The 13145-nt window shown below is 44.3% G+C and carries 15 protein-coding genes, 1 tRNA gene and 1 pseudogene; 10 read left to right on the top strand and 7 right to left on the bottom strand.

Features of this window, described 5'->3' with window-relative positions:
• Window positions 1-731 precede the first annotated feature (731 nt).
• The 3 genes from Q0C29_RS08430 to Q0C29_RS08420 all read left to right on the top strand — a co-directional run bounded on the left by Q0C29_RS08430 (window position 732) and on the right by Q0C29_RS08420 (window position 1690).
• Entirely contained in the window at window positions 732-887 is a 156-nt protein-coding gene (locus Q0C29_RS08430) for a hypothetical protein (protein ID WP_292000218.1), read from the top strand.
• Between the two features lie 67 nt (window positions 888-954).
• Entirely contained in the window at window positions 955-1371 is a 417-nt protein-coding gene (locus Q0C29_RS08425; RefSeq protein WP_292000217.1) for a HEPN domain-containing protein, read from the top strand.
• Entirely contained in the window at window positions 1355-1690 is a 336-nt protein-coding gene (locus Q0C29_RS08420) for a nucleotidyltransferase domain-containing protein (protein ID WP_292000216.1), read from the top strand. The genes Q0C29_RS08425 and Q0C29_RS08420 overlap by 17 nt, the downstream gene beginning before the upstream one ends.
• Window positions 1691-1779: 89 nt before the next feature.
• Here Q0C29_RS08420 and Q0C29_RS08415 read toward each other — a convergent pair whose 3' ends face one another.
• From Q0C29_RS08415 to Q0C29_RS08405, 3 genes are all read right to left on the bottom strand, one after another.
• The gene (locus tag Q0C29_RS08415) at window positions 1780-2292 is read right to left on the bottom strand and encodes a PaREP1 family protein (RefSeq protein WP_292000215.1); all 513 of its coding nucleotides are present in this window, start codon (window positions 2290-2292) and stop codon (window positions 1780-1782) included.
• 203 nt (window positions 2293-2495) lie between these two features.
• Window positions 2496-3575 (bottom strand): MFS transporter, encoded by a 1080-nt coding sequence (locus Q0C29_RS08410; RefSeq protein WP_292000214.1) that lies wholly within the window; start codon window positions 3573-3575, stop codon window positions 2496-2498.
• A gap of 82 nt (window positions 3576-3657) precedes the next feature.
• Window positions 3658-3734 (bottom strand) — tRNA-Trp (locus tag Q0C29_RS08405).
• Window positions 3735-3901: 167 nt separating this feature from the next.
• On the opposite strand from Q0C29_RS08405, the gene Q0C29_RS08400 reads away from it, so the two are divergent.
• Window positions 3902-4873 carry a 2-hydroxyacid dehydrogenase gene (locus Q0C29_RS08400; RefSeq protein ID WP_292000213.1) on the top strand — a complete coding sequence of 324 codons (972 nt, stop codon included), beginning with the start codon at window positions 3902-3904 and terminating at the stop codon, window positions 4871-4873.
• On the opposite strand, the gene Q0C29_RS08395 is transcribed toward Q0C29_RS08400, so the two are convergent.
• Complete coding sequence (locus tag Q0C29_RS08395) at window positions 4870-5559, bottom strand: type I 3-dehydroquinate dehydratase (RefSeq protein ID WP_292000212.1); 690 nt, start codon at window positions 5557-5559, stop codon at window positions 4870-4872. The two genes, Q0C29_RS08400 and Q0C29_RS08395, sit on opposite strands and share 4 nt — an antisense overlap.
• A 43-nt stretch (window positions 5560-5602) precedes the next feature.
• Here Q0C29_RS08395 and Q0C29_RS08390 point away from each other — a divergent pair, with 43 nt between their 5' ends.
• Window positions 5603-5893 (top strand): hypothetical protein, encoded by a 291-nt coding sequence (locus Q0C29_RS08390; RefSeq protein WP_292000211.1) that lies wholly within the window; start codon window positions 5603-5605, stop codon window positions 5891-5893.
• Window positions 5894-5898: 5 nt separating this feature from the next.
• Here the strand turns inward: Q0C29_RS08390 and Q0C29_RS08385 are convergent, their stop codons facing one another.
• From Q0C29_RS08385 to Q0C29_RS08375, 3 genes are all read right to left on the bottom strand, one after another.
• Window positions 5899-6402 (bottom strand): 50S ribosomal protein L11, encoded by a 504-nt coding sequence (locus tag Q0C29_RS08385; protein WP_292000210.1) that lies wholly within the window; start codon window positions 6400-6402, stop codon window positions 5899-5901.
• A gap of 165 nt (window positions 6403-6567) precedes the next feature.
• Window positions 6568-6927, bottom strand: a complete 360-nt coding sequence (locus Q0C29_RS08380) for a DNA-binding protein (RefSeq protein ID WP_292000209.1) — start codon at window positions 6925-6927, stop codon at window positions 6568-6570.
• 158 nt (window positions 6928-7085) lie between these two features.
• The gene (locus Q0C29_RS08375; protein WP_292000208.1) at window positions 7086-7520 is read right to left on the bottom strand and encodes a ribosomal protein L13e; all 435 of its coding nucleotides are present in this window, start codon (window positions 7518-7520) and stop codon (window positions 7086-7088) included.
• Window positions 7521-7717: 197 nt separating this feature from the next.
• On the opposite strand from Q0C29_RS08375, the gene Q0C29_RS08370 reads away from it, so the two are divergent.
• The 5 genes and pseudogenes from Q0C29_RS08370 to Q0C29_RS08350 form a co-directional block, all read left to right on the top strand.
• Window positions 7718-8872, top strand: coding sequence for an MFS transporter (locus Q0C29_RS08370; protein ID WP_292000207.1), 1155 nt, complete (start codon window positions 7718-7720; stop codon window positions 8870-8872).
• A 167-nt stretch (window positions 8873-9039) separates the two neighbouring features.
• Window positions 9040-10536, top strand: a complete 1497-nt coding sequence (locus tag Q0C29_RS08365) for an ammonium transporter (RefSeq protein ID WP_292000206.1) — start codon at window positions 9040-9042, stop codon at window positions 10534-10536.
• A gap of 101 nt (window positions 10537-10637) precedes the next feature.
• Complete coding sequence (locus Q0C29_RS08360) at window positions 10638-11627, top strand: Gfo/Idh/MocA family oxidoreductase (protein WP_292000205.1); 990 nt, start codon at window positions 10638-10640, stop codon at window positions 11625-11627.
• A gap of 1 nt (window position 11628) precedes the next feature.
• Window positions 11629-12633 carry a Gfo/Idh/MocA family oxidoreductase gene (locus Q0C29_RS08355; RefSeq protein WP_292000204.1) on the top strand — a complete coding sequence of 335 codons (1005 nt, stop codon included), beginning with the start codon at window positions 11629-11631 and terminating at the stop codon, window positions 12631-12633.
• A gap of 61 nt (window positions 12634-12694) precedes the next feature.
• A pseudogene (locus tag Q0C29_RS08350) lies at window positions 12695-13145 on the top strand (ABC transporter permease); the annotation flags it as partial.

Here is a 13145-nt window from a genome sequence, read left to right as displayed (position 1 = left end):
TTCTCCCTCTGTATGAGTTTGGTTTACCAAATAATCTAACTTGAACCCCAGGTATGGTCCCTTGGCCTAAGAACCTCCTTTAGGAGTGACTTTAGGCTGTATATGCTTAAGCACGTAGTCCTCACCATCCTCCTTTAGGCTGGCTAGGTAATATGGCTGCTGGTTCCAGTTCAGGCAGTTTCCAAGAAGTTTAGCAGCCTCTTCAGTGGATAGGTGCTTCAATGCCCTGCACAGTAAATAATCACTAAAGCCCTAACCATGCTAATTAAATTACTTGTAACACCAGGGCACACCTAGGGCTCAGGCCCTTAACCCTCAATAGGTAATCAATAACCTTAAGCCACTGCCCCCTATTAATCCTAGCCAAATCCAGCTACAGTCAACTACGAAACCATAAAACCGCAGGGATATTTATGCCTAACGTAACTATAGGCTCATTAAGATGTAACGAGTCGAAAGAAACAATCAATTTTTGAGAACATTCTCTGGCGGGCCCAGATTCGAACCGGGGTCAGTGGGTCCAAAGACCACATTATCGTAAACGCTCCAGGGTGTTTTAATGGTTTTACCATTTGCGGTTCCTGCCTGATGTTGGTCCCCACCCAGTGGGGTGATTGGATGATTGCTTATCCAATGTCATGGATTACCGTCACCATTCATGTAAATGTGGCTGTTTTACATACGGTACTTAAAGCCTCGCCTTTTAGGGCGGGGAAGGGGTCAGAACCCCAATGAATTGGACATACCCAATACCGCTACAGTACCCAATACACTACGACTACATCGCGGTAGTTAAGGGCAACTATACAGGCTATGAAATACTGTACAGAATGGGTTTGATAAGCGGCAGGACGTACGAATACGTAATGGAGTATAACGAAACATGACTATAAGCATCAACACTTCTAACAGAGAAGACTAAGCATTTTTAAGTTAACAGGCTATTTAATGGTAATGAGCGGTATTTACTCCAGGAAGTTAAAAAGCAGGGCGCTAGATGCATTACGCATTGCTGAAAACATTGATAATCATGATATAGCAATGTTTCTAATAGAGCAAGCCACTCAACTATACGTAAAGGCCGCATACTTTGAGTTATTCGGCGTTAAAGTTAGGGGCCATGGAATCAGGGAGCTGCTGGACTTATTGGCCAAGGACCTTGAGGCGCAGGGATACAGTGAATTAGCCCGTGAGTTAAGGGACTTTGTTGCAGATAATAGAGATGTACTCATAATGCTTGAGGAGGCTTACGTTGAGAGTAGGTATGGTGAATCAAGCTACGATATTAATGATGTATCAACGGTGTTGAGGGTTGTTAAAAGTTTAATAATGCTATTAGATGGTTTAGTTAACCGTGTCAAGCTGGGTTAGGAGTCACTTTGAGCACTTAAGGAAATGGATGGAGTATGCTACAGCCATAATGAAGGCTGCCAGGGATTTGATACCAGGGGTTAGGGTTTACGTAATCGGTGGTGTCGCTGAGAATAGGGCCACTGTGCTTAGCGATATAGATATATTGATAGTGATTCCAAGGGATATAGCGGTTAATAGGGTCAAGTTATATAGGGATATTTTGGTAAGGGCCATGGATAATTATGGACTGCCCTGGGACGCACCAGTGGAGTTGCATATAGTTTATGAGGATGAAGCTAGAGAATACCTAAAATCCAAGGCAGTTGAGGTGGTATAGCCATTAATAGGGATGAAGGATAAGATAATCCCCTGTGGAATGAAATTAGACGGTGAAGCAAACGTGGGGATTAAGATTATCCAAGGTGGCTAGTTCTGACCCAAGCCCTTCACTACCTTATTAGCCTCCTCCACGATCCTCTCAATGTAAGGTAGCCTAATTCTCACATCTTCAGCGTCGAATTTCGCCTCATGAAAGCCCCACACGTGTAGTGCCCATGCCGTGTCCCAGGATTGCGTAAACCAGTCACCTAGCCTCTTCGATATCTCCACCATAGCCTTCTCAAGCTCGGTTACGGTCCATCTACCCTTCTCATTAACCTCATCTAGGATTTCCCTCAAGCCATAATACTGAGCCAATGCCTTAACAGCCTCCTCGGCGGCCTTGTAAAGCTTCTCACTAGCCTGTACTGGGTCCTTATCAATAAGAACCCTACCCTCATTGAGATACTTAACAGCCAACTCAAGCCTAGCCTCGACGACGATACTTGGGTCTAGGTGAATTACATTAATTAACGCGTTCAGTACCACATCCTCAGGGTCAAGGCCCCTCCTCCTAAGCTCCTCAATCAACATACTTGGTATAGTTACCTCACCACTCATTCCACATTAGTTACGCCTAGGTAATATATACCTTTTCACTCACGCCCATGAGATTGATATTCTATTCGTTTGGGGCAATTCCCCAGTAATGATCCTTAGCATGAGGCTATAATACCAACACATGCTTAATATAGGGTGGTGTGAGGCTCCATTCCTTGGTGGGCTAAGTGGGGTCTAGATCCTTAGCCTAGGATCATTTAAAGCTATCTAACTTTATACGCGATAACCAATGGTATAACTCCTATTAATGAAAGTGCCCCCACTGAGATTGTGGAGAGCGCTGTGGCTCTGTAATTGCTAGGTATTAATTCATTCTCCCACGAGATGATGCTGGATGAGCGTATAGGGTAAATTAACGACAAGCCGAAGAGGAGCAATAGTATTAGAGTCAGGTTACTAATTGAGAGCATTAATACGAAAAGCGATAGCAATAATACTGAAAATATGGCAATTAACCTATTATTCACCCTCTTCAGTAACTTCACATTCATATAACCACCTAGGGTTACTGTTAGAAAATAGGCTGATAGGATGAATCCCCAATACCTCTGGGGAAACCCCAACACATCTACTACATATGGTGAAACGAACTGCATCCACGCCACTAGCGGAAATACGGTAAAAATTGAGGAGATTAATAATGCTAACAGCTGCCCTTTACCTAACACATACCTCACAGCCTCCTTCACAATCCTTTGGGTAGGTAACGTTACCATCTTTACCTCCTTATTATCTTCACTAAGTAGTGCAATAGGTAAGCTTAGTAGCATTAAGAGTCCAGCTATTAGAATGGGTAAATTTAGCCTATGGTACAAAAGCACTAAGGCACCAGCGAGTATATTCCCCAAGAATCCAGCAACCCCATTTACCATCTGTTGCCTTGAAAAAACCTTAGCAACCTTCTCACGCGAATCCAGGGAGTCAACGATCCACGCCTCTAGAGTATTAGAGTAGATACCTAGCCCTATACCCATGACTCCATAGGATAAAAATATGAAAATTGGGGATGGTGAGACAGATAGGCTGATTAACCCTAGGCCATAGATTAATGCACCTATTGAGAGGATTTTAAGTCTCCCATACTTATCGGCAAATGCGGAGGATGACACATCAACCGGTAATGTTAAAACCATGTATATTGAAGTGATTAAACCTATCCCCGTAAGGGACAGCCCCATGCTATAGAACCATAGTATTAGATATGCCCCCATTAATTGTAATGATAACGAAATTATGAATGAAATTGAAAGAAACGAGAGTTCACAGTTCCTCAATGCAACCATGCATAATATGGGGCCAGGGATTTAAATATATCGATATAAATTTTAATACACCGAGTGGGTCATCAACCATTAAATTGTTGTCTGGTGGGCCCGGAGGGATTTGAACCCCCGACCTACGGGTCTGGAGCCCGCCGCTCTACCGTGCTGAGCTACGGGCCCTATCTAATCAGTAAGTGTCATTGTTTTTAAGGTTTTCTGCCCAATACGGCATGTTTAATGATTAAGAATGAATGAAGTTACTTAACGTAATGCCATGGGTAGTGCTCAAAATATCATAAGTACTGCCTTCAGTTAATTATTTTTACTAACCCAAGGATGCCTAACCCATGGTTAAGGTTGTGGCCTCAACGATAAGGCTTCCTGAAGAGGCTAAGTTAATGCTCTCAGGCTACGCTAAGGTTTATGAGTTACCTAACTTAAGTGAGCCTGAGTTAGTTAAGTTACTTGGGGAGGTTAATGCATTACTCTGTTGGTGCGGTAATGACTTTGACTTAACCAGGTGGGTAAGGCATATGCCTAATCTCGAGGTTATTCAAACATTCTCAGCAGGGGTGGATCACTTACCTTACTCATCAATACCAGGTAACGTTAAGATATACAGTAATGCTGGAGCCTACTCCGTGCCTGTGGCTGAACATGCTTGGGCGCTCATATTAACTTTAGCCAAGGGTACTCATTCAAGGTTAATGGATAGAGGCCAATACTTAAATGATCCAGCCTACTCACCAAGGCAATTAACGGGGAGAAACCTCCTGGTTCTTGGAACTGGAGGCATTGGGGGTGAGGTGGCTAGGATAGGTAAGTTAGCCTTCAGTATGCATACCATAGGCATTAATAGGAGTGGTAGGCTGGCTCAGTACTTTGATGAGGTTCACCCCATTAGTGAGCTTAGGGGTGTTTTACCGAGGGCTGACGTAATGGTCATAGCATTACCCTTAACTAAATACACTAGGGGGCTTTTGGGTGAGACTGAGCTTAACCTACTCCCTGAAAGTGCAATAGTTGTTAATGTGGCTAGGGGTGATATTGTTAAGGAGGAGGACTTATACAATGTCTTAACTAGGAGGCGTGGTTTAAGGTTCGCTACCGATGTGTTTTGGGATTATGGTTCAGGGGAGTCCTTAAGCCCAAGAACGGGGCTCCTTAATCTCCCTAACTTCATAGGTACACCACATATTGCTGGTGGGGCTCAACCTGACGTTGCCAGGAACGCCATAATCATGGCTGTTAGTAACCTAGTTAAGTATCTTAAGGGTGAGGAGGCTTTGAATGAGGTTAATAGGAGTGATTACGTCTAAGAACTAACTAGCCTAATTCTCTCCCTCTTAATCCTAATACACTCCTCAACACTTAATTGACCTGGTGCTGTACCATCACCTATTGAACAGTACATTAATGCCGTGCCGAGCATTATTGCCGCAGCCCTCTGAATAGGCTGCATAGGCACTATGGCTACGGGTACTTCCCCCTCCTTAACCAGTAATTCCACTAATGCTGGTAAATCATCAGTATTAATTGTAGCTACCTTATAAGTTAAGGCCTTCATAGAGCTGGCTAAGGCGTAATCACTGGCGATAGTACTCCTAATGTTGGAGCGACTGTTGAGGACATGCCTAGACAGTATTACTTCACTCCATGATGTAATAGAGTTAGCGTACTTCCTCGCGAATTCAACCTCAACGTCAACTAGGGCACCGTTTTCATGGGCAATTCTAATGACCTTAAGCTTCAAAGATGGGTCAACCCAATTAACACCACCCTCCTCAGGGTTCCTGACCGTTACTATTACCTTAACCCTACTTAGTAATCCCTTAATTAAGTCACTTACTTCATTTAACTTAACCTCAAGATCACCACCCATGTAGTCAAGTCTTAATTCCACAGCTTCGCATTCACTCGGTGGATTCACCATGCTAATGCTCCTAACCGGCACTGCACACACTAGTATCGGCCTATCAATACCTAGGACGGTGCTATGGGGCATTAGGGAGTAATGCATTTCAACGGTTTTATGCTTAACTCAAGTTATGCGTGGCGCCATATTTTTAGTCAATGATGAGAGGGTTAGGGAGGCGACATTGCTCATAAGTGAGGAGTTGGGGTTACCTATAGTTACTAATGTGGGTAATGGGGTCTTACCAGTGCTTAACGCTGAATCCGGTAAAGGGATCATTGAGTCTCTGGTAAGGAGCATTAATGAGGATATATTCGTAGTGGTTGTTGTCGGTAAGGGAACCTGGTCAATTATTGAGAAGGCAGTACCCCAGGTTGATATGGCTAGGTTGCTTATGAAGCTTGAGTTAAGGAGTATTAGTTAAGTGGCTTAACTGGAGTTCTTCTCGTACTTTGATATTAATTCATCATAGACTCCCTGGTCTATCTCCTTAATTACTTCCTTAGGGTCCTTACCATTTACGGTTAATCCAATGGATCTGCATGTGCTAACTACCTGCTTTAAGGCTGACTTAAAGGACTTACTGCCTAATTCCTCAATCTTAATTAAGGCTACTTCAGCCAGCTTCTCCAGGGGTACGTCACCTATTATCTCCTTACCAGCCTGGTGGCTGGGGGAATCCTTACCAGCAACCTTAAGTATAATGTCGGTTATTGGTGGGTAATCAATGTTAATCCTAAGCACCTTCTTAGAGGAATCATCATACTCAACCTCAATGTTAAGGTTCTGAAAACCAAGCGCGGTCACTTGCTTAATCTTATTATTTATTAGGTTAACAACCTCCTGTGCATTTAATCCAGCGCCCTGCATCTGCTGCATAGCCTGTGGAGGCACCTTACCACCACTTGTCTGAATCCTAATAACCCTCTTCATTAGGCCCCGTTCACACCGCCTCTTTTAAACTTGACCCAAGGCCACTTAACTCCATGCCTCTGACGTTTATTTAGGTAGTATCAATAACTCACAGTGAATAACAACATGCTTTAAAATGAAAATAACCCCCGTACTGTGGTTAACGAGGGAATGCGCACTACAGGATTAATCTCCCCCAATTTTCTCCTCCTTACCATGCCTTACTATCCTAACCCTAGTTTCAATGGGAACATGTAACCCTACGTTCTCTAAAATACTGTATAATTCACCATCAGTTAATTCACCTATAGCCCCACCCCTACGCAGTTTAATTAACTGCCTAAAGACAGATAATGCAGCTTCTCCATACATTTCAATGGCTTTATCAATTATCTCATTAGCTCTTTCACCCTTAACTATTGCCTTAATCTCATTAACCACATCCATGGGCTTCTCCTCAGGGCTCTTCTTAGGCTGCTGGGCCATTAGGTTCATTAACTTCCTAAGCCTTATCAACTCAAGTTCAGGATCCTTATCACCACTCATACTAGTTAACTCTAGGTAAGCGGATCAGTTATAAAACATTCTCCTTAAACCAAGTTCTCCAGCCCATGAACCAATGATGCCTGTTTCTTTTTGCCTAAATCCCATGCGCCTCATTTCTTAAAGGTTAAGTATTGTATGGTTAACCAGCGGGAGGTTGCTTATGCGCCTCCCTTACGGAATACGACCTCATGCCTAAGCTTCAACTCACGCTGCCTCTGCTTCCTCCTCCACTTATACTTATGAGTCTCCCTTAAGCCAATGCTGAGGAGACCCCTAGCCCTCCTACCTGCTGGTGTAACACCCCTGAAAGCCATCCCCCTCTTGGGCTTTATCACCATCCTCTTTGGTACTGAAGGTAATGGTAACTGGGAGGCATCAGTAACATTGATTACTTTACTTATGTATTCCTGTAGTGCCTTAATATTCCACTCCCAGGTTGATTTCCGCCTAGTATCAACAGGTATGCCTAATAACCTGGCTTCATTAACGGTTAATTTGACTGCCTTAATTTCAGTGACTGAGAATCCTCTACCCTGCTTAATCTTCCCATCCTTAGGTGACTTAACCATTGCTGTAGGCGGATTAATGGACACGGCTAAACCTTAGGCCAAGGCATTAATAAGCTTTACTGAATCAGATTAGGCCGTATTAAAATTCATTCTTCACTTTATGGGTTAAGCAGTGAATTAGTAAATTATTGGATATCTTGCCTCATTCCCAGCTAGTTAAGTATCCCTTAGCTTTATCGGTTCATTTTTAAAAGTTAAGGTAACCTGCCTTAAAGTGTAGTATGAGTGATGGTAAGGTTTACGTGATTAACACAGTGTCAAGGATTGGCTACGGCATAATGGTGATAGCCATACCTTACTATATTCCAAGCCGCTTCACGGCACTGGTTGGTGTAGTATTATCTACTTACCCAATAGCCGAAGCCTTAGTTTCAATACCAGTGGGTTTAACGGTAGGTAGGTTTAAGGTTAATCACTTGGTTTCAATTGGAGTATTACTAATGTTCGTTTCATCCCTCCTATTCACGGTAAGCGCTAATTGGGTTACGTTAGCTGCGTTGCATGGTTTTATGGGTATTGCCGCAGCATTAATGACTGTACCATTATTAACATTAATGACGTATAGAAGGGTTAAATTAGGCTTGGGCTATGGAGGCTTCTTCTCAACATACTTTGCCGGGTACATTGTAGGAATTGGTTTAAGCGGCCTAATGCAAAGGATAATCAATAATAGTGCTGAGGCAGCGAGGGCATCAATTCTAATTGCCGCGGTGATATTTCTGGCAACCCTCCCCCTTGCCTTAACGCTTAAGGGTGGACGTGGCGTTAAGGCGCCTGTTAGACCAAGACTAAGCCCTAGTGAATTAACGCTTCTTCCACTTTGGTTAGGCATAATGATTATGCTTGGTATTGCCTTCACTCTGCCCACAGGCTTAACTAAGCACCTTAACATTAGTGGAGCCTACGTTGCCCTAATATACGTCTCAGCAGCGCTAATTCTAGCTCTTGGCATGATGGTGTTTGGTTCATTGACTGATAGAATAGGGGCCACTAGAACCATTACAACTGGTCTACTTGGCCTATCCCTAGTTATATGTGTAGCCTACTTAGTTACATCAGGTGAATTAAACATAACATACGCAATCATACCCCTAGCCCCCTCAGCCTTCCTGGCCTCAGCCCTAGTCCCATCAATATACGCATACGTTGGATACAGGGTTAAGGAGGGGTCTGAGGGGTTAATAATGGGTGTATACAATGTACCAACAGCAGTGGGTATAGCTATAGGTAACTTACTTGGAGGCTTCTCAGTAAGCCACCTAGGCTTGGTTTTAACAGTAGCCTTAGCTGCATTAGTACTAGCATTATCCATAATGTTGACAGCTATACTATGGGTTACCCAAGGTGCATGCAGGCGTGTTAATCAGCCGACTTAGGCGTCTTCACCAATACGTGTGGGTTCAATTCATCATTCTAGCAACATAACTAGTAGGCTAGTTAATAAGTGTTACTGGGAATAAATAGTCTATTTGAACAATTTCATAATGGGGTTAACTGCTAGGTTGACTAGTAAAGCTTATAAATGTGTTCCTAAACACTATTTATGCAGGCTTCAGTAATAAATTCCATAAATAGAATAAGACGTATAATATATATTACCTATGTTACCCTCGCTCTGTACGCATCTACTTCAATAATCCTTATCGCCAAGGCTCAGCCGCAGCCATGGTTAAGCGGCTACCCCTCATCATCAGTACCCAGTTGGCTTGACACAGGTAGCAATGCTTGGATGCTGACCGCAGCCACCCTAGTGGGCCTAATGAGTATACCTGGCCTAATGCTATTTTACGGAGGCTTAACCAGGAGGAAGTACGCCATAAACACCATGATGATGGTGCTCTACGCATTCTCAGTGGTGTTAATACTATGGATGCTGTTCGAGTATGAAATGTCCTTCGGCCCACCCCTACTGGCCGTTAAGGGATTCGGCATATTGGGTAAGCCGGCTCCAGTGTTGTCCAGTTCAATGCTTGACTCACAGGCGGATGTACCATTAGCTCAACAGCAACCAAACATAGCCCTCCCCACTCTTGTCTACTTCCAATTCGTCTTCGCAGCCATAACCCCAGCCTTAATTGTAGGTGCGTTGATAGAGAGGATGAATTTCAAGGCTTGGATGCTCTTTGTGCCATTATGGTCAACGCTGGTTTATGGGCCTATTGCGTATTGGCTTTGGGGTGGTGGTTGGTTAGCCCAACTAGGTGCAGTGGACTTCTCAGGGGGCTATGTAATACACTTAGATGCAGGCATTGCGGCAGTAATTGCAGCCATGATGATTGGGCCCAGGCTGGATAATGAGAGGAAACTGAGCCCGCATAATTTAACCCAGGTTGCAACAGGCTTAGGCCTACTTTGGCTTGGCTGGAATGGCTTCAATGGTGGTGACCCCTACGGGGTTACTATAGATGCCTCAATAGCCGTAGTAAACACTAATTTAGCCGCAGCCATGGCTCTATTAACGTGGCTTATACTGGATGTAGTGGTTTACGATAGGCCAAGCTTAACTGGGGCAGCCTCAGGCGCGGTGGCTGGGTTAGTTGGCATTACTCCAGCGGCTGGTTACGTTAATGGACTTGGAGCATTAATCATAGGCCTAGCCTCAGGTGCAGCCGCCTGGGCCTCCTTAAACCTGGTTCAATATAGGCTTAAGCCCCTTAGAAACATAGATGACGCCACAGGCGTGTTCTCAACGCACGCAGTCCCAGGCTTCCTAGGCGGCATATTAACGGGCATGTTCGCTGACCCTAATATAGCTAAGTTCATAATTCCAGGCTTAGCTGGCGCATTATATGGTAATGCCTATCAATTGTTCATTCAATTAATTGCAGCGCTGGTTGTGGTAGCCTACAGTGGTTTAATGACTTTCCTCATACTTAAACTAATCAGTAGAATTACGCCACTTAAGGCATCGTCAATGGTGTTGAGGATTGGGGATCGTGAAATGCACGGTGAGGTTGCGTATGATGAGTACGCATTCCCGATACAGGCTGAGGGTATTGAGGTGATTAATGGTAGAAGAAAGGAAACTAATTCTTCATAGTACCTCAACTTTATGCTTTAATTATTCTAAAATTACTATATAGTTTCTGGCTTATAATATATATAAGAATACTTATAAGTCCTTGAAAAGCACATTAAGCGATGGTTATTAGGGTTGGTATTCTAGGTTCTGGTTTCGCAGCTAGGGAGCTTCACTTACCTGTCTTGAGCATGATTAGTGATGTTGAAGTGGCTTCAATATTTGGAATACCGTACGAGGACGCCCTCTTCCTAGCTAGGAGATTTAAGATACCTAAAGTTACCGATGACTGGAGGAGCGTTATTAATGATCCTAACGTTGACGTTATACTCGTAGCTACGCCAACGTACACGCATAGAGCCATGGCTGAGGAGGCTATTAAGGCAGGTAAGGATGTCATGCTTGAGAAGCCCATAGCCCTAACGGTCAGGGATGGTGAGGAGATTGCTAAGATGCATGAAACCAGTGGCGTTAAGCTAATGGTGGCCCATTGCCTAAGGTTCTGGCCCGAGTACGTTAGAGCTAGGGAACTAATAATGGCCGGTAGGATTGGTGAACCTAGGGTTATTAGGGCTTATAGACTTAGTTCACACCCAGGGCGTTGGTTCAGGTTCCAGGAATTAAGCGGCGGGGTTGCAGTGGACATGAGTATCCATGACCTGGATTACTTAAGGTGGACCTTCGGTAGTGTTAGGAGGGTTTACGCCATAGGGGGGATTTACTCCAGTGATTCTGCTACATCAATAGACCACTTCATGGCCACGTTGGAGTTTGATAATGGGGCAATAGCCTACGTTGAGGGTTCATGGGCCATGCCCAGGAATTTCCCATTCACAACCTACTTCGAGGTCTCCGGCACTGGTGGCCTAATGACTGTTGATAATCAATCCACAGCCACCGTTGAGGCTTACGTTGATAATTCATACTATAGGTACAGTCCAATGGTGAAGAACGCGTACTACTTGGAGTGGATTGCCTTCCTAAACTGGGTGAGCAAGGGTGTGAAGCCACCCATAGAGCCTAGTGACGCTGTTGAGGCGCTTAGGCTCGCATTATCAATAAACAAGAGTATTACTGAGGGTAGGGTGGTTAACCCAGGTGAGGTGAGGTAACATGGTGCTGAGGTTTGCGGTTGTATCATACGCCCACATGCATGCTTGGAGTTACACCAGGGCTATTAAGGAACTTGAGGCTGAGGGTAAGGCAAGCCTAGTCGCGGTCTTCGACAATAACTCAGATAGGTTAAGGAGGGTTCAGGAAGCCTTTAAACCCAAGGCAGTCTACAACGACTTCGATAAGTTACTAGCTGAAGGCGGCTTCAACGCAGCCATAGTCGCCTCCGAGAATGCTAAGCACATAACCTACGCTCTACCCCTCATTAGGGCTGGTGTACACGTTATTGTTGAGAAGCCAATAACGACAATGGTAAGTGACGCGGTTACAATGGTTAATGAGGCTGAGAAGCGCGGCGTTAAGCTTCAAGTAGCCTTCGTAATGAGGTATCATGACGCCGTGGTGGAGGCTAAAAATAGGGTTAGTGAACTTGGGGGTATTAAGTCAATAACAGCGACTAACCATGGCACATGCCCCTTCGACTGGTTTGTTGATCCTGAGTTAGCCGGTGGTGGGGCAATGATGGATCACATAGTTCATGTGGCGGACTTAATAAGATGGTTCACTGGTAAGGAGTTTGAGGAAGTCTCAGCCTTCGTGGGTAAGAACATTAGGCCTGAACTTAAGGTTGAGGATAACGCCCTAATACTGGCTAAGCTAAGTGACGGCACACCAGTATCCATAGACTCAAGTTGGTCTAGGCATGAGACATGGCCAATATGGGGTGACGTCTACATGAGGATTCTAACCGAACACGGTGTACTAACCATAAATGCCTTTAACCAAAACATATCACTGGCTGATAATAAGGGCTTCCACTGGGTATCCTTCGGCCCAGATGCTGATAGGAACATGGTTGAGGATTTCATTAGGGTTGTTGAGAATAATTTAACACCCAGGGCCAGTGGACTTGATGGTTTAAGAGCCCTTGAGGTGGTTGCAGCGGCTTATAGGTCATGGAGGGAGGGTAGGCCCATTAAGATTAGTGAGGTAAGGGTTCAGTGAAGGATACATGATCAGTATACAGCTGGAAAAAGCATATAAAACCAGTTCAATTTTATAAATTATGAGAACTGATTGGTTAATTAGAAGAATAGGATTAGCAGTAGCCACTTGGTTAGTTGCATTATTTATAAGCTATATACTTTTCGAATACGCGCCAGTTAACCCAATCAATTACATACTATCCCAACTAGGCATGCTTGGGGGTAGTGGCGGAGCTGGTGGTAGTGGACCAGCATTAATGAGTAGGGGCAACTACGAGTACATAACTCAATGGGCATCCGCATTCATGATTCACGGTAACCCAGCCCTAGGCTTCCTAAAGTACCTAGTCAACACCTTCAGGGGTGACTGGGGTTGGTCAGTGGTATATGGTTTACCTGTGTTAACCCTAATAGCCAGGTACTTACCTTGGACTTTGTTTATTGTTGTTTCTGCTAATATTGCTTCTTTTCTTGTGGGTGTTTATCTTGGTCAGTATATGGCTTATCATAGGGGTTCTACTGGTGATCAGG

It is taken from the genome of Caldivirga sp., from assembly GCF_023256255.1.
Lineage (GTDB): Archaea > Thermoproteota > Thermoprotei > Thermoproteales > Thermocladiaceae > Caldivirga.
The sequence above is the reverse complement of the archived record's forward strand: the minus strand, read 5'-3'. Positions and strand labels throughout refer to the sequence as shown.